Here is a 17,480-nt window from a genome sequence, read left to right on the forward strand (position 1 = left end):
ATGGTGATCACCAATATGAAATGAATCGTCTGCTCATCGTAACCCTTCTTTACCATTACATTTTGCTTCATCATTGGTTTCTATTCAGGTAAATCTTTGCAGTAAAGTCCAAAAGGCCTGAGCAGTGCATCAATGTCTGCGTCCGTTAGCGCACTGTGATACTCTATCCTCAGCACATGGTCCACATCCTCCCTATCCACAGTCCATCGTTCAATAGACGGATGATGGTTTAAAACCCTGGCCACCAGTCGCTCTTTTTTCCTTGTACGGATGTTCGATTTAAGAATAAGGAGGTTCATGTTTTGTCCTTTTAGGTCTGTAAATCCTATTTCAGCTACCGGGCAGCCAAAAAATAATGGTCGCCATGAAAATGCCTCCGGCCATCAGGGCTGTCAGCAAAACGAGCCCCAACGTCATGGCTTTCCTGAAGATCGGTTTGCCCTTATCTTTCACCCTCAGGTAAAGCTCAAGGATCGCTATAGGAATAAGTGTATGCCCAAAAGCCAGAAAAATATCGAATGGCCCGTCAAATGCATCGGTATGCCCCGGCGCACCCTGATGGATAAGTATCCAGAGTCCGAAACCAACCCTGAAAAACCACACCCCGCTGACTGCCAGAAAAAGGCGGAGTGCCCAGCGGCGGTGTACATCGAGCCGGCGATTCATGGCAAAATACATAGTCATCACTGCACACACGATGATCATCAGCGCGTTGAGGGTATTGCCTGCACCCATAAATGGGCCAACGACAGCACCTCTTGCGAAAATGATATACAGCCCTGACAAGCTGATGATTATTGCCGTGACCACATACACCCGGCCATTCCACCGGTGAAATTGGCGCATGTTCTTCTGAATCCACGGCATCAACTGAATGGGGCCGCCCAAAGTGATCACCGCAGCGAGTAACAAATGAATACCCAGGGCCACATTGCCCATGGTATCCCCGCTGATGATTCCATGATAAAGCACCTCATTCCAGGCTGCAAAATCTCCCCGAATCGTGCTGCCTCCGTAGAAATACAGAATGTGAAAAACAAACATCAATTGGCCAGCTACGGCAGTGAAGAACCATGCTTTTGCTGATCCATTCAGTAGCCTTAGTGAGTGATCCTGTGCTGCCGGGGTTTTGGTGACGACACTCACAACCCCAGTTGCTTAAACCCCTCAAAAACGAAAAATGCCGGCCAAACAGAGGCCTTAAGCACCCCCAATACGCCCATCCAGAAGCCTGTGGCCTCCGAGACAAAATAAATAGCTGCCCCCACGAAGCCCAGCCCGTACAGGCAGCTGGGTGCTCCGTGACTTTTTTGTATTTTATGATTCATGGTACTCATGATGCGAATAGTTTTAGTGAATAAATATTGAAAATTATTGACCAGCATGCTGGTCTACTTTGCTGAACTCGTTTTATCAAACTCAATGATGTTGGCACTCACGGTGACGGTGCGCTTGTAAAAGAATGGTGGCACTCCACCCAGGTGTTCTTCCGTCACCATATTCACCAGTGCCCTGGAGCCCGTGCTCAGGTCTGCCTGGTCCATCATATTGGCGTAGGCATTGGCAAAGAGTTGTTTCTTCTTCATTCCTCCGAAAATCAGTACGTAAGACACGTCCGCACTACCTCGAACTTTGTCCACCACCCGGTAATTACCACTGGCCAGGTGGACCTGCGTGGCATTTTGATTCTGGTTGAGCATGAAGGCGTTGCTCGCTCCACAGGAGCTGAGGATCACCAAAAGAATTACCACAACGGAAAGATTCAATAACTTTTTCATAGTCGTTTATTTTAAAATTTGATTTGATGTTTATTGATTTAGTTTTCTTCCAATGCTGCATTCGCCAGTTCTTCGGAGAGTTTTAAACCCCGGCTGCTGACGGCTGACGTATTGAAAAAGCCGGTTACCGGAGTGTCTTCATCGCCCACCGAAAAGATGTTGGTGGAAGTATTCGCCAGAGGCATTGAAAACAACTCTGCAAAACCACCGGGTCTGGCAATCTGAAAGTAGAGGCCGTAGAGAAAATCAAAGGCCAGGTGATCCAGCGAATGAATCTCAACGGACAGAGAATCTCCCACCTCGTAGGGTGGCAGGAACTCATTGGTCTTATCAGGATGGGGATCGTATGGGTTCATAAAATCCCGGCGAAGCGGAATGATAAACTCCTGACCATCTACAGGCTGACCAGCGGAAAATCCCGCATCATAAGCCATATTGAGTTCTCCGGGATTGCCCAGAAAGACCCCGTTTCTCCATGCTTTGATCCAATAGGTATCCCCTGCTCCCGCAGGATCTGAAGCCACAAACTCCGCGGTGTAGTAATCCTGCTTCACGATCATATCCTTGGGATTATAATGGAAAATAATGGAGTCTATGGGTGGCACCCTGCCCATCTTCGAAAAGGCCTCAAACTCCTGACCATCCACAGTTACCGTCAGCCTATACTGATGCCCTACCTGACCGAACGGCTGATCTGTGGGGTACCAAAAGTATGATTCAGCTTCCTCCTGAAACTCGTAGGTTTCACCGGAATTCAGATCTTCGATCATTACATGTGCTCCCGGAACTTTTTTAGGTATGGATTGCTCAAAATAGGGCTGAGACCTGGTGATCCTTATTTTCTGAGGTTCCATTTTTTGATTGACCCATGCATCCACGACCAGGATTTCAGCCGGAGCGTTGAGCTTCGGGGTGATTTCGGTTTCGCAGGCAAAAGCGAAGACCGAGAGAAGAATTAGAAGTATATTTTTCATAATCATTTATGGTTTTATCAAAATTTGAAATTGTAAGAGATGGCAGGAATGAAAGTGCCAAGCATGGAAAACTGGTTGGCGGAAGTAGCAATAGGTGCCTCCGCCGATTGGCGCTCACGGCCCTGAGAAAAATAGATGCTAAATGGATTCTTTCGTGCATAGACATTGTACACCGAAACCACCAGATTATCCTCACCAGAACGGCCCTTCTTGCCCCGCCACACATTGTTGATGGTGACGGCCAGGTCCAGCCGGTGATAGGCCGGAATACGGAAGTTGTTACGCTTGTTGCCATCGATGTACGGAATCACATACTCCTGAATCATGATCCTGTCCGTAGGGAACGTGGTTGGCGTGCCTGAAACGAAACTGAAGTTTGCGGAGAATGATACTTTCTTACTCAAATCATAAAAAGCTGCCACTTTCAGGTTATGTCGCTGATCAAATTTGGTCGGATACCAGCTTCCCACCCGGTCTTTGCGGTAACCATAATTGATGCCATCCACCTTCAACTCCGACTTGCCAAGTGTGTAGCTCACCCAGCCTGTGAGCTTGCCGGTATTCTTTTTGGCATATAGCTCCAGCCCGTAAGCTCTGCCCCTGCCGGAGAGCAACTGTGATTCCAGAAACTCATTGATGAAAAGATCGGCCCCATCGATGTAGTCTATCTGGTTGCTACTCCACTTATAATAGACCTCTGCGGAGGTTTCATAGGCATTGGACTGAAAATTTCTGAAGTATCCAAGGGCTACCTGATCACCCTGCTGAGGCCGGGTATTATTGCTGGATGGCTGCCAGATATCTATGGGCGTAGCTGCCGTAGTATTCGAAATCAGGTGTATGTATTGGTTCATCCTGTTGTAGCTACCCTTGACGGAGGTCACTTTAGAAAGCTGGTACCTGAATGAAGCCCGGGGCTCGAGGTTACCAAATGATTGGATGCTTTCCCAATTTCCCTTTTCTTCCACAGCAATCAGGGGCTTTTCCATTCCTGGCAGGGTATCGCCATATTGATAAGCTGTACCGCCCATATAGTCAAATCTGCTGAAACGCAGTCCGTACTGCAGGGTCAGGCGATCCGTGAGCTGCTGGTCATTGCCCAAATAAAGTGAGGTCTCCAGGGCCTTGCGGTGATCCAGGCTGATGTCAGCAGTCACTCCATCACTCACGGTAATGGCATTGGCAGGCTCAAACAGATAAAGGATGCCTTCCCCCCCGAAAGTGATTTCATTCGATGCATTCACAAACCAGGTAAATTCCGGTTTGAAATTAAGGGTACTGATCTCTGATTTCCAGTCGTACTTATCCTGTTCGCTGTCTCCCAGCTGAAACCCATAGTCATAGTTGCTATAAAACGCTGTGATGTTTGAAAAAAGCTTGCGCCCATAGAGGTGATTCCATCGGACTGTGGCCGTCCGGTTTCCCCAGTCAAACCCCTGGAATTCATCCAAACGGAATACATCTCTGCCAAAGTACCCTGACAGGTAAACCCTGTTTTTCTCATTGATATTGAAGTTAGTCTTCGCCGTGAGGTCATAAAAATACAATCCGGTATCGTCCTCCAGGGCATCAGTAAAGGTTCTGGCCAGCACATCTGCATACGAACGCCGGGCAGCTATGATGAAAGAAGACTTATCCTTCTTGAGCGGCCCTTCTACTGCCAGGCGACTGAAAACAGTGCCGATACCACCAGTCACGTCATAGGTCTTGTTGTTGCCTTCCTTCATGCGAATATCCAGAATGGATGAAAGCCGACCTCCATATTTGGCGGGGATACCTCCCTTGTACAGCTTCACATCTTTGACTGCATCGGGATTGAATACTGAGAAAAAACCAAACATATGTGATGACTGATACACCGGAGCTTCATCCAGCAGCACCAGGTTTTGGCCCACGCTGCCTCCTCTTACATTGAATCCAGATGCTCCCTCGCCGACCGTACTCACTCCGGGAAGCAGCTGAATGCTTTTGATGACATCCACTTCTCCCGCAAATGCAGGCATCCTTTCTATGGATTTGATGTCCATGGTAGCGGTACTCATTTCAATGCTTTGGACATTTTCATCTACGGCCTCACCAGTCACAACGACAGCCTCCAGCTGTGCTTCACCAGCAAAGAGCTCCAGGTTCAGACGGAGATCCCCGGTCAGTGCTATCTCTTTGTGTATATCCGTATAGCCCATGTATCTGAAACTGACATGGTAGGTTCCTTTAGGTAATGTTAGAGCGTAGAATCCGTAGGCATTGGAAACCGTACCATTAGCAATTTCACTAACGTATGCAGTAGCGCCTATTAATGCCTCGCCATTGCTGGCATCTTTGATATAGCCGCTGACAGTATACTGTTGCTGAGCTGAGCCGATTACGCTACTGACAAGACATAGTAATCCCAGTATCGCCCTGAGTCGATTTTTTTTCATTTTGTTAATTGTTTAGAACGCACCGGGCAAACCCCTCCTGATCAGTAGTATGTATCCTACCGTGAAGCAAGCCCAGTGGCATGGTGGTGTTTAAATGGTTAGTTTACTTTTTTCCTTTTGTTATATGGTTTACTATTCAATCATTTTGAAAGTCTGATCTGGCTGTCCCCGGAAACCTCAAAAGAGGTGTAGTCGAATACGTTTTCCGTTCCTGAGAAGGTACTTCTACCTTCCAAAACAACCTCCAGGCTGTCAGAGTCAAAATCTGAGTAATCAATCAGAACAACGCCGGATGCGCTGATTTTTCGTAGGTTAGGTACTGTAATTTTCACCCTGATCGTGTCCTGAAATAACGTATCGCTTATGGCATTCACGCTGAATCGAAGGGTACCCTCTACATTCTCTAAAACAGATGCCCGAAAAGCAGAATCCTCTACGTCCAGTCGTACTTGAGGTTCTACACCCCACGCGACCCTTACCACCCAGTTGCCCGTAAATTCCAGCGCATCGAAATACCCTGTCTCAACTGTTCGATAAGGGCTTTTCGCCTGAATCTCTGCTACCACCATCATGGTCTGCTTTCGAAAAGCAATCAGGCTGATGATCAAGAGGATACTGAATATCCCGGCCACTGTCAGAAGTATTTTATTACTTGCTTTCATGTCTTTTATCTTTGAGTTTCAATCACTCATTTATTCAAACCCAGAGATCGCTCCGCGCGCTTTTTATAATCCTGGTAATACTCATGAATGTCTTCAAATGTCAATTGAAGCAGGTCCATGGCCTTAAAAAGTTCTGGCAACTCCTGGGTCACAAAATCGGACTTGCGTAATGCTTTGGTCTTTTCAAACCCATCGTCAGCCACAAAATAGCCGATGCCCCGCTTGTTATAAATGATGCCCTTTTCCTGTAAATAATTATAGGTTCTCATGACTGTATTGGGATTCACTTCGGTGTTTACCGCCATCTCACGTACAGAAGGTATCCGGTCACCGGCATTCCATTTAGCCAGTAGGATATTCTCACAAAACAAGTCTGCTATCTGTAGATATATCGCCTGATTGTCCTTGAAATCCATGCTACGCCTCCTGCTCCTTTAACCCCAGATAAGTAATCAACCAGCTCATGGGTGCCAACACCCACCAAAAGAGCCATTTGATAACAGCCCAGACGGGCTGATCTCCGATGACATCCACCAACTCACAGTGCATGCCCACACACTCATGCTCAGAAAGAAAAGGCTCCCGCAACATGAAGTAAACCATGGTACCACAGACCAATGCCAGCACAATGAGCACGCTCACCGTTTTCGGAAAAACATAGCCCCTGAAATGTGCAGCTCCCACCAGAAAGATTCCCTGAAGCACGAAATAGTACTTCATGGTAGTGATAGCAATTTCGCTCAGCGGGTCGAATGCATGAAAAGTAACCCGGCTGAACAGGAGTTGCCCGATATAATTGGCCACCCAGGTGTACACCGTGTAGGTAAGCGTAAATGCCACAATCCAAACAATTGACGTCAAAATCCACATGGAGAGAAATCGCTCAAAAGTAGAAACCGGAAGGTTCAGAAAGGTGTATCTCCTGAGGGTGCTGCCAAGATCACTATAGGCAAGGCTGCTCAAAATAAATCCACCCAATAGCAGGGCGTAAGTATAGCTTTCAGTATGATCGAATGATTTCAAATCCGGCTCAGTCACAATGCCGAGCAACATGCCCATAAAAAACAGCAGGCCAAAAGTGATCAAAAAGGTCATGAACACACCCTTTCTGCTCTTGAACAGCTCCAGCTTCAGCAGCAACCAAAATCTTGAAAAATCAAAAAAGTTCTTTGTCGTCATGGTATCAGTTCTGGAATATGGCACGAATTTTATCCTGGCTACTCACTACAGCGTTGAACAGAAGTTCCAGGTTCAAATGGCTCTCTTCCTCAAATCCCCGCTCCCGCACCACTATATGTCCCCCAAAATTGGATTCGCTGTAAATCAAGCCTTTTTCGTCAGGTGCATCAGACTGTCTGGTAAAAGTCAGCTTCTCCGCCACACTGACGTAATCCTGGAAGAAAACCACCTGGCCTTCATCCAGGATGATAATCGGATCAATGAGGTTTTCCATATCCCGCACCTGATGGGTGGATATAATGAAGGTGCGATCCTCATGGATGGCATTGGCCACGACTTTCCTAAACTGACTTTTTGAGGGAATGTCCAATCCATTAGTTGGTTCATCCAGAATCAGCAGTTTACAGTCAGTAGCCAGGCCAAAGGAGAGCAAAAACTTCTTCTTCTGACCATAAGACAACGCCGAGAGCTTCTGGTCACCTGCCAGCTTAAATTCAGACAGATACCCTGCAAACCTTTCGTGATCAAAACGCGGATAGAACGGGCTGTACATCCTCACAAACCGGTCAATCCGAATAGACGGCAGGTGGAACTCCTCCGCCACCAGATAGATTTCCTGTAAAAATTCAGGATACCGATCTTTGGGTTGCATACCCGCCACCTCAATTTGTCCGTGGGTTGGATACAGTAACCCGGCAATCATTTTAATCAAAGTGGACTTGCCAGCCCCGTTTTTGCCCAGTAATCCATAAATATTGCCCGGCGGCAACAGGAGGTTTATCTGCTCAAAAAGCGGCTTTTTCTTAGAATAACCAAATGAAAGTTGATCGATCTGTATCATAACTCTGCATGAATCTAGTGTACTATGTAACTAATACACTGCAACAGTAATGACAAACGGGAATAAAAACAAATGGTTCTGAAACTTTATTAATTTTTAGATAAAGGAGCCCCAGGCACCTGAAACGCTTATTTTCCCTCGGAAGCAGCTGCGCTGATCCTTTGTTTGATGAAGTAAGCCAATACCCCCAACAGTGCGAAAAGGAAGCCACCCAGGACCATTTGATACCCTGTGGATGCCAGTATCACACACCACATGGCAATGGCGATATACACCGGCCACGGGAAAAAAGGCATCTTGAAAGGAAAGGTTTTGCGTTTTTGCCGTAGCATGAGTAGCCCCACCGCCTGACCGATGAATTGCACCAGGATGCGCATGGCCAGAATGGCACTGATCACCTCACTCAATTTGAAGATGAGGCTGAATACAAAAGCAATCCCGCCTAAAAAAAGCACCGACACATAGGGGAAATTACCCTTCGGGTGCAGTTTGGCAAACGGTTTGAAAAAAGCCCCGTCAACCGCTGCGGCATAAGGGATGCGGCTGTACCCAAGTGTAGCGGAGAATACGGAGGAGAACGCCACAAGCAGAATGAGCACTGTCACGATTTTACCCGCCATAGGCCCCATCAGCTGTTCCATAAATAAGCTGATCACAAACTCACTCTCTTTGGCTATGTCCCATGGAATCACACTCACCACACTCACATTCATGAGCATGTACAGAATGAAAATGCCTCCAATGGAAAGAAACATACTCCTGGGGATGTTCCTGGTAGGGTTCACAATTTCCCCGCCCAGATGACAAACATTGTAGTAGCCCAGGTAACTGTACACACTCTTCACCGAGGCAAAACCTATAGAAGCGACAAAGGCATAATTGAAGTTGAGGTCTTTGTTGATATCTATCAAAGGTTGTAAAAAGTTTCCGTGAGCCACACCCCCACCGATGATCCAGAGGATAGTACCCAGCACAGCTACCCACAACACCACACTGATTTTGCCAATGACTTCAATCCTGCGGAAAAGCATAATCACAATGCAGATAACCAACCCTCCACTGACCACTTTGGAACCTACTGGCCCCAGAGGCATCAGGTAGGAAAAATAGGAGGCAAAACCGATGGCTGCTGACGCAATAACCAGTGGTGCCTGAATCATGGTTTGCCAAACAAACAGAAAGCTCATCAATCCTCCGGATTTGCTTTTTCCAAAGGTCTCTTTGAGAAAATTATAAGATCCCCCGGCCCTGGGATAGGCCGCTCCCAGCTCGCTCCACACCATGGCATCTATAAAAGACAGTGCTGCGCCCGCCATCCACGCATATAAGAAATAAGGGCCATTCATGAGGCTGATGACCATCGGAAGGGTAATAAACGGGCCAATACCCACCATATCGATCATATTGATGGCAGTGGCTTGCAGCAGACTCAGGCGCCTTTCCTGTACGGGTTCAGACATTTGTATTCTGTGAGAGGTTGATCATTCGATTAGCACTCGTACGAGTTGAATGCCCTATTTAATCAAATTATCCTTTAATAGGAAGTACTCCTACCTCACTTCAATGTCAGCGCCCACTATTTTCCGATTGACCAGACCATTTGTCAACCAGCCTACCCATGATTACTATTCTTTGATGACCCTGACCACAGATCGGCTATCCCGCTGCTCCACTACCACCAGGTATATCCCACTTTTCAGCGATGCCAAATGAAGGGTAGTCCCTTCACCAGTGCATCTTTCTTCCATCACAAGTCGCCCCTCCTGGCTGTAAACACTGGTATGTACTCCAAAGGTGCTGTCCTGATTTTTGAACCTGACCTTCAGAATGTCAGACGTAGGTGAAGGAAACACAGAAACCGTAGCGACCTCCGATCCCGCTGCCAATACACCTCTTATCACCACATCATCTATCACATGAAAAGTTTGTGTGGTAATGGCTCCGCATGCATTGGTAAAAGTGGCGGTAGCTGTACCCAATCCATTGAATGGAACTGTGCGCTCGGTTTCAGACCCGTCGGCGGCACCTGCCGTGCCATACCCACTCCAGCTCCAGGTACCTTCTTCATCCGTATCCACTCTAAAGGTGATGTTTCCACTGCCATCATCTACCCCGATTTTATTCGTTTCATACCAGTCGGCTGATTCACCTGGCCGTATGGAGGCCGTAATAGTGGCGGGTGTACATTCTGCAGCCCATCCATAGTCATTTTTGATATCCGGAAGTTCGTCCAGCGTAAGCACCAGGTGGCTCTGATAGGTGTTTCGCAGGTAGTTCTCATCCACTCCTGTGAGCCAGTCGGTGTGCCAGATCATCCACCACGACCACATGGCTCCTGTTCGGATACAATCTTCGGGATCTGGTGGGTTGCCTGTTTCATGAAAAGTCACCGGATAGCTATTGCCACCCACGGATTCCAGCACATCGTTGAACATGGTCAGGTGCGCATCGGTCGTATTGTCGTAGGTATCTGCCCCGGCAATATCCACATACTCATCCCCGGGAAACCAGGCGCCATTCGGATCACCAGTATAGCAGAGCACCCATATGAGGTTATTGAGTTCCCGCTCGTGCACCAGATAATCATACATGGTAATCCATAATCGTTTGAACTGTGCAGAGCCACCTTTGCTCCACCAGAACCAGTTACCATTCAGCTCGTGAAGCGGCCTCCAAAGCACTGGAACATTCGCATCCTCCAGCTTCTGCAACCAGTCTCCAATACGCTTCAGATCCCCCCAGAAATCTTCGTATTCCGGAGTGCCTTCTATGAAGCACTGATCAATGTCTATGGTCGCTTTGCTATTCTCATACCCTTCTCCTACGCCCGGTGCGCCCCAGTGCCACATCATGGTAGAAATACCTCCATCATTCCAATAATCGATGGCTCTTTGGTTCTCCAGGGAATTGGACGGCTCATTGATGTAGTCAAATCCTGCAATGGCTGGCTTCAGTCCTGTGGCATTTCGTACATAATCAATTTCATTGATCCCCCAGGGTGCCCACATCTGGCCAGACAACGTCTTCTTACCGAACATATCCTGTATGTACCGATAAAGGGCAACCGCCTCAGGGGAGGGATTGGGAGTGCTGAGTTCACCTGACACATCAAAACCAGTGAGATCCACCACGCGATTGAGTCGGGCAGATCCGTTTTTTTCAATCTGATTTCGCTGCACCTCTACCTCTGATACAGATAAATCTGGATGGTTCTGAGCAAAAGCCCCTGCGATCAGGATGAGAGACAGGAAGGTCAGTAGGTATTTCATGCTTCGGAGTTTAATGGTGAAAGTATATGGAACAGAACAATTTTTCCATTTTCCGAACCACCTTCCTGCCGTCAATAGACATTTGCGACACCATAAATACTCAAAGCATACTCACTCCCTAAGCTTATCAAATAAATTACCAGTTGATCGTCTGCCCAAGTTCATTCGGCGGGAGACAAGGACCATTCGCCGAGAAGCAGGCAATAAATTATCCCTGATTCATCAATTTTAATGAAGGTATTGGAAAAGAGCGGGAAGTCTGGGTCACTTATTGCAGGCAATCCCGATTACCTTAAAATGAATGAATCTTAAATAGAGTCAAATGCTACAGATTTCAACACAAACAAGTGCCGCCCGACTTCAGCTCGAACTGAGGTATCTACAAATGGAAATGTTAAAAAAGCGCCAGGAAGGACGGTTTGACGAAATAGAGAAATTGGAAACCAAAGTGGATAGGATCCATGGTGAACTCATACAGCTCAGAGAGCAATGGTAGCTGTTTTCCTTAACCCTGCAAGCGACTGGCAGCGGCAAGAAGAATGGTGTCTTCTATTTCCCGTGCGTCAAAAGGCTTGGTGAAGCACTTCAGAATCAGGTTTTCCTCCAGCGCCTGTTCAATGTCATCATCGTGGCCATATCCGGTGAGGATACAATAAAAGATCTTGCTGTAACGGGCTTTGGCGATCTTGATGAACTCCAGGCCATTCATCACGGGCATTCTCATGTCACTGATCACCACAATGATCTGATTGTGATGAACCTTCAGCTCATCCAACGCCTCCATGGGAGAAATGGAAGTAATCACCTCAAACTTTCTGTTAAAGTTGGCCTTGAAGACAAAGAGGTTATCTTTTTCATCATCTACATATAAGACTGTTATGTTTTTATGATCTGCCATCCTTATGTAAATCTAAGAATTTGGAAATGTGATTGTGAATTTTGACCCTTTTTTTAACACGGACTCCACTTCCACCTGTCCATTTAACTCTTTAATGAGGGTATAGGTTATAAACAGCCCCAGGCCTGTTCCGGCCCCGGGAGCCTTGGTGGTGAAAAACGGGTCGCCTATTCTGGAGAGGTTCTCCTCAGCAATCCCCTCGCCATCATCCTGAAAGCTCACTGTGATCCCGTGTGCATTCCGGGTCGTTTGAATCACTATTTTTCCCTGCTCCCGGATGGCCTGTTCGGCATTAACCAAAATATTCAGAAAGGCCTGATGTAACTTGCCCTCGTTGCCAATGACCACCAGTTCTTCAGATGCGTAGTCTTTTACTATTTCTACTTTATGCTTCAGGGTTGACATGAGCATCACCACGCAATGATCGATGATGTGATGAATCACACAACGTTCCTCCATACTCTTCACCTGTCGGCTAAAGTGAGTGAGGCTTTTCACGATTTCACTTGCTCTGTTTACCCCGTCATCGATGATTTCCAAAAACGGTGTTAGCAGATTTTCATCATATTCAGGATGCTCTCTCAGCTCCTGAATCAGCCCTGAGCAACCATTTTTAATAAAGTTCAGGGGGTTATTGATCTCATGGCCAATGCCCGCGGCCAGTATCCCCAATGAGGCCATTTTCTCAGACTGAACAAGCTGAGATTGTGTGGACTTCAGCTTACTGAGGGCTTGCTCTAATTCGCTGTTCCCTCTGAGCAAAGCCTCATTCTTCACCTTCAGTTCACGGGTTCTTTCAGCCACTACCTGCTCCAGATTTTCCATATAGCGCTCCAGCTGATACTCTACAAGCTTTCGCTCGGTAATGTCAAGTAGTACCCCTTCGATCAACCTCAGTTCGTCACCTTCATAGATTCCCTGCCCATACTCATCTACCCATACCCACTCTTCAGAATGCTTCTTTCTCAGTCGGTAAGTAATGTGGAAAGGCTCCTTATGCTCCAGTGCCTCATCCACCTTGGCAAAAATCTCTTCCTTGTCGTCCGGATGATACAAGGCTACAAAACTGATCTGGTTTTGAATGAATTCATCAGGGGTATACCCCGTCAGGTTCAGCACTTCCAGATTGAGGTATAGCATGCTATAGGTCTCATCATTTCTGCACAGGTACACCACCCCTGGAATATTGTTCGCTATGGCCCGGAACCGCTGATCACTCTCCCTCAGCCGGATTTCGGATTCCTTTAGGTCATTAATGTCTCTGGAAACCGTAATCAGGGAGCTTATCGCTCCCATGTCATTTTTGATAACCTCAGTATAAGTATCCAGCCAAATGTAGGTACCATTTTTATGTAGAAAACGATACTGAACGTGGTGAGGCTGAAGTCCTTTCAATGCCAGGTCATGGGATGTTCTCACCACATGGGCTATATCGTCCGGGTGAAAAAAAGCATAAGGATCTTTTCCTATCAATTCCTCAGGATGGTAACCCAGAAGTTTGTACACGGAAGGAGACACATACTTATAAGTGCCCCCCGGTTCGTGGGTACAGATCAGTTCACGGCTTACTTCCATGAGGTATCTCTTTCGAGCCGCGTTTTCTTCGAGTGTTAAATCTCCGCTTCCGGATTGAACTCCTCCTTTAGGGGGAAAGTCAGGTGCATCACTGCGCCCTATGCTCCTACCATCCATAAAAAATGGAACATTCTGCGGAACCAAAAAAACATCTCCCGTTCCGATCATTCGCCTCTCCCCGACAGTTCTAGCCGTCAAAAACTGGAGCGAATCAATGAAATGCTCAAATGATCGAAGCTCCTCTTTTTTTATTTCATAAATAACAAACGACTGATCTGGTTGATGATTAGATAGGAGATCAAAAACCCTGGCTAATGGCTGCAACTCAGCATTAATCAAAGAAATATTCATGTGGCCTGGTTGGTTTGGCTGATAAATTACCCATTAATTATCAAAAGGCACTTCCATTATGCCATGAGTTAAAGAAACTTCGACAACCAGTAACCAACTGTCTCTAAACGACACGAAAACACAGATGAATGGCCTAACCTTAAATTTCATATCAAGAGTAAAAAGGCTCAAAAACTAACAAAAAACCGCATCCATGAGGTAAAAAGCAACAAAGATAACCGCCGGTTCGCCTCAATTAATTACGATAAAATTTTGTAATATGCATATCAGACAACACTTTTTTGACCAGCAGGATATAAGTGGTGAACCGACGACTATGGATTTTTTTATGGTGGCTCATCTGTAGCCAGATAGCCTATGGTCAGATAGGAAATAAGGGTGTACCCGACATCCGCAATTTCACTTATGATCAATACCATGCCGGCGCTCAAAACTGGAGTATCCTCCAGGATGATCAGGGAAAAATGCTCTTCGGTAATAACTATGGCCTGCTGGAGTATAATGGCAATGACTGGAGCCTGATCACACAACCCACCAACAAGACTGTGGTGTGGTCTATCTACAAAGGAAGGGATAGCATTATCTATGTAGGCGCACAAAACGAATTTGGCTACCTCAAAACCAACAATGCCGGCCAGAAACGATACATATCCCTACTTCCCAAGGTACCGGAAGGCTCAAGGCAATTCAGTGACATCTGGTCCATTCTGGAGACATCCTCCGGCATTCACTTTCACGCAAGAGATGCCATTTATATCTATGATGATGATACCATCCAGGTTATAAACACCCCAATGATTGATGGGTTCTCAAAAATTGGTGATTCTATTTTGGTGCAGGATCGCTTGTTTAACATCTATGTAGTGAAGCCCGATGGACTCCGGAAGGTCATGAATGGAACAGACGTCCGGCATACCGTACTCAGAATTTTTGACAATCATCATGGAGGGCTGCACCTGGTAACCCAGCACCATGGCATTCTCACCTGCGAAAATGGTGAAATAGTACCTGAAAAACACATCAGTAGCTCTTTTATGCAAACACATAAAATACAATGTTTGTATAAGCTACGAAATGATTACCTGGCCGTAGGCACGGTGGGCGCCGGACTACTCATATTAGACGATGCCTTCAGGCCCATCCAATGGCTTAGCAAAAGCAATGGCCTGCAGAGCAACACCATTCTGGCCATTGGTTCGGATCACATCGGGAATTTGTGGGTGGCTACTGAGACGGGAATAGATTACGTACAAACCGCTATTCCGCTCTATAAGATTGCTGACAATTACGAGTTGGAGGGGACTGTTTCTTCTACGCTGATTCACAATGAACGACTTTATGTAGGCACCAATTCCGGAGTTTTCTACACGGCATGGAACGATCAGGAAAACCCGCTGGCCCCCACCCTGCAATTCAAACAGATCACCGGGCTGTCCGGTCAGGTGTGGAACCTCCACCAGATCGATGATCAGATTTACGTGTGTCAGCATGAAGGGCTGTACCGGATTGAGAATAACTCAGCGGTAAGGATTTTCGAAGCTACAGGGGTATGGAATCTTAAACCCATCCGGGAGAACACCCCGCAATACTATCTCCAGGGTGCCTATGACGGCATCCACTTGTTTGAACGCTCCGGTGGTGATTTGAAATACATCCGTAAAATAGAAGGGTTTAATGAAACCAGCAGAATCATAGAACTGGATGACAAAAATAACATCTGGATGGCCCATGGGTATAAGGGCATCTATAAGCTCCGGTTGGATCAGGAGATGAAACGCTTCACTGAAGTAAAGCTCTACAAAAAGGAACAGGGATTTCCCACCAGTCTTTTTGTCAATCTTTTTAAGGTAAGAAACAAGATTCTTTTTGGCACTGAGCGTGGTACCTACCAATATGACTATGCGCTGGACTCCATGGTAGCAGACCCGCTCTTCATGAGCATCCTGGGCAATACCCAACACATTCGCTTATTAAAGGAGGATGATGGGAATGTCTGGTACATCAAAGGCCAGGATATGCATGACGAAATGGGAATTATTGACTTTTACGACAATGAAAAGTATGAGATCACCAAAGCCCCCTTACAGCACTTGCAGGGCCGCTTCAATCCGGGATTTGAAAACATAAACATCCTCAGTAAGGATGCTGTGCTCTTTGGAACCAAAAATGGCATAGTTCTTTTCGATCGGACCGGGAACAGAAATTACACCAAACCCTACCTTGCCTCCATCACTGAAGTACGCTGTGTAGCCAATGATTCATTGCTTTACGGCCAGCTACCCATCGATCAGCAAAAACCCATTTCAGACCATGTTGGCACTGTAGTACTCCCATATGATCAAAACTCCATCCGTTTTTACTACTCCAGTGATTATTTCGAATCGCCCGATCAAACCACCTTCAACTACTATCTGGAAGGTTTTGACAAAAGCTGGTTTACCGGGGAGCATGAACTTTCAAAAACCTATACCAATCTCCCTCCGGGTGATTATACGTTTAGAGTCAAGGCCATCAATGTCTATGGGTTTGAAAGTAAGGAGGGTCATTATTCTTTCAAAATATTGCCTCCCTGGTACCTGACCCCCATAGCCAAAGTGGCGTATGTAGTCGTTCTTTTGCTGCTGGGAGCTGGCATGATGAAACTATACAGGATGAGGATTGAGAGTGCCCAAAAAAAGGAAAGACTGGCACAAATGGATGTACTCCAGAAAAATCGTGAAGAATATCACGCTGAAAAACTCCTCACCGAACAGGAACTCATCACGCTCAAAAATGAAAAGCTGGAGGCCGAAATCGCCATTTCAAGATCGAAAATGGACGTGCTGAATGCAGAAATGGCAGCATCCATCATGATGATTACTCAGAAAAACGGGGTGCTGATCAAAGTGCGCGAAGACCTGGAAAGCCTGCTCAAGAAGGCAAAAGACTCCAATAAAGAGCTGATTCAGCGGGTGATCAAACACATCAATCAGGACATAGACACCGATCTGGATTGGCGCCAGTTTAAAATTCACTTTGACAAAGTACATGAGGACTTTCTGGAGCGACTCAAGTGCCAGTATCCTGACATCACCCCAAAAGACCTTCAATTGGCCGCCTATCTCCGGCTGAACCTTTCCTCAAAGGAAATCGCATCGATGATGAACATCACAATCCGCAGCATTGAAGGCTGCAGATATCGGCTCAGAAAGCACCTCAACCTGAGCAGCGAGACCAACCTTAGTGAATTCATCCTCAAATTCTAAGGAACTAACATACCGGATTGTTCACTCAACCTCTTTGATCCAAGTAGGATTAATAAATCACAATAACCTGATAATCAGTAATTTAAATCTTTCAATAATCCGGGGTACGTAATTTTTGCGTAGTGTCTGGCATTTGTGTGAGTTTTTTGAGTGGTCGGTATTTTGGGATCAATCGAAAGTCCCGCTAAACTGCATTACCCTTAACCAAAACGTATCCCACAATGATGAAAACCCTACTCTCTCTTTTATCCAGGAGCAAAGCGTCAGCGCTCCTTATTCTGTACCCAT

Annotated in this window: 16 protein-coding genes; 2 read left to right on the forward strand and 14 right to left on the reverse strand. The window is 46.5% G+C overall.

Annotated elements, in window-relative coordinates; translation table 11 throughout:
* Window positions 1-80 precede the first annotated feature (80 nt).
* The 12 genes from RIH33_RS11510 to RIH33_RS11565 form a co-directional block, all read right to left on the reverse strand.
* Window positions 81-299 carry a hypothetical protein gene (locus tag RIH33_RS11510; RefSeq protein WP_406652946.1) on the reverse strand — a complete coding sequence of 73 codons (219 nt, stop codon included), beginning with the start codon at window positions 297-299 and terminating at the stop codon, window positions 81-83.
* Window positions 300-330: 31 nt separating this feature from the next.
* Window positions 331-1,146: a DUF2306 domain-containing protein gene (locus tag RIH33_RS11515; RefSeq protein ID WP_406652948.1), complete on the reverse strand. Its 816-nt coding sequence runs from the start codon at window positions 1,144-1,146 to the stop codon at window positions 331-333.
* Window positions 1,143-1,337, reverse strand: coding sequence for a hypothetical protein (locus RIH33_RS11520; RefSeq protein ID WP_406652949.1), 195 nt, complete (start codon window positions 1,335-1,337; stop codon window positions 1,143-1,145). The genes RIH33_RS11515 and RIH33_RS11520 overlap by 4 nt, the downstream gene beginning before the upstream one ends.
* A 54-nt stretch (window positions 1,338-1,391) precedes the next feature.
* On the reverse strand, window positions 1,392-1,778 hold the full coding sequence (locus RIH33_RS11525) for a DUF6567 family protein (protein WP_406652951.1): 387 nt from the start codon (window positions 1,776-1,778) through the stop codon (window positions 1,392-1,394).
* 38 nt (window positions 1,779-1,816) lie between these two features.
* The gene (locus RIH33_RS11530; RefSeq protein ID WP_406652952.1) at window positions 1,817-2,752 is read right to left on the reverse strand and encodes a DUF4249 domain-containing protein; all 936 of its coding nucleotides are present in this window, start codon (window positions 2,750-2,752) and stop codon (window positions 1,817-1,819) included.
* Between the two features lie 17 nt (window positions 2,753-2,769).
* Complete coding sequence (locus RIH33_RS11535; RefSeq protein ID WP_406652954.1) at window positions 2,770-5,172, reverse strand: TonB-dependent receptor; 2,403 nt, start codon at window positions 5,170-5,172, stop codon at window positions 2,770-2,772.
* Between the two features lie 140 nt (window positions 5,173-5,312).
* On the reverse strand, window positions 5,313-5,834 hold the full coding sequence (locus RIH33_RS11540) for a GIN domain-containing protein (RefSeq protein ID WP_406652956.1): 522 nt from the start codon (window positions 5,832-5,834) through the stop codon (window positions 5,313-5,315).
* Window positions 5,835-5,860: 26 nt separating this feature from the next.
* On the reverse strand, window positions 5,861-6,250 hold the full coding sequence (locus RIH33_RS11545) for a GntR family transcriptional regulator (protein WP_406652957.1): 390 nt from the start codon (window positions 6,248-6,250) through the stop codon (window positions 5,861-5,863).
* Between the two features lies 1 nt (window position 6,251).
* Window positions 6,252-7,013 carry a hypothetical protein gene (locus RIH33_RS11550; protein ID WP_406652959.1) on the reverse strand — a complete coding sequence of 254 codons (762 nt, stop codon included), beginning with the start codon at window positions 7,011-7,013 and terminating at the stop codon, window positions 6,252-6,254.
* Window positions 7,014-7,017: 4 nt separating this feature from the next.
* A complete protein-coding gene (locus RIH33_RS11555; protein ID WP_406652961.1) occupies window positions 7,018-7,854 on the reverse strand; it encodes an ATP-binding cassette domain-containing protein in 837 nt (278 codons plus the stop codon).
* A gap of 128 nt (window positions 7,855-7,982) precedes the next feature.
* Entirely contained in the window at window positions 7,983-9,314 is a 1,332-nt protein-coding gene (locus RIH33_RS11560) for an APC family permease (RefSeq protein WP_406652963.1), read from the reverse strand.
* Window positions 9,315-9,479: 165 nt separating this feature from the next.
* Complete coding sequence (locus RIH33_RS11565) at window positions 9,480-11,123, reverse strand: glycosyl hydrolase (protein WP_406652965.1); 1,644 nt, start codon at window positions 11,121-11,123, stop codon at window positions 9,480-9,482.
* Window positions 11,124-11,445: 322 nt separating this feature from the next.
* On the opposite strand from RIH33_RS11565, the gene RIH33_RS11570 reads away from it, so the two are divergent.
* Window positions 11,446-11,619, forward strand: a complete 174-nt coding sequence (locus RIH33_RS11570; protein WP_406652967.1) for a hypothetical protein — start codon at window positions 11,446-11,448, stop codon at window positions 11,617-11,619.
* A gap of 9 nt (window positions 11,620-11,628) precedes the next feature.
* Here RIH33_RS11570 and RIH33_RS11575 read toward each other — a convergent pair whose 3' ends face one another.
* Together RIH33_RS11575 and RIH33_RS11580 are read right to left on the reverse strand one after the other, a co-directional pair.
* Complete coding sequence (locus RIH33_RS11575) at window positions 11,629-12,021, reverse strand: response regulator (RefSeq protein ID WP_406652969.1); 393 nt, start codon at window positions 12,019-12,021, stop codon at window positions 11,629-11,631.
* 12 nt (window positions 12,022-12,033) lie between these two features.
* On the reverse strand, window positions 12,034-13,947 hold the full coding sequence (locus RIH33_RS11580; RefSeq protein WP_406652970.1) for a PAS domain-containing protein: 1,914 nt from the start codon (window positions 13,945-13,947) through the stop codon (window positions 12,034-12,036).
* 302 nt (window positions 13,948-14,249) lie between these two features.
* Between RIH33_RS11580 and RIH33_RS11585 the strand changes: the two genes are divergently transcribed.
* Window positions 14,250-17,192 (forward strand): triple tyrosine motif-containing protein, encoded by a 2,943-nt coding sequence (locus RIH33_RS11585; protein ID WP_406652971.1) that lies wholly within the window; start codon window positions 14,250-14,252, stop codon window positions 17,190-17,192.
* The last annotated feature ends 288 nt before the right edge of the window (window positions 17,193-17,480 follow it).

The organism is Marinoscillum sp. (assembly GCF_040222955.1).
In the GTDB taxonomy this organism is placed as follows: domain Bacteria; phylum Bacteroidota; class Bacteroidia; order Cytophagales; family Cyclobacteriaceae; genus Marinoscillum.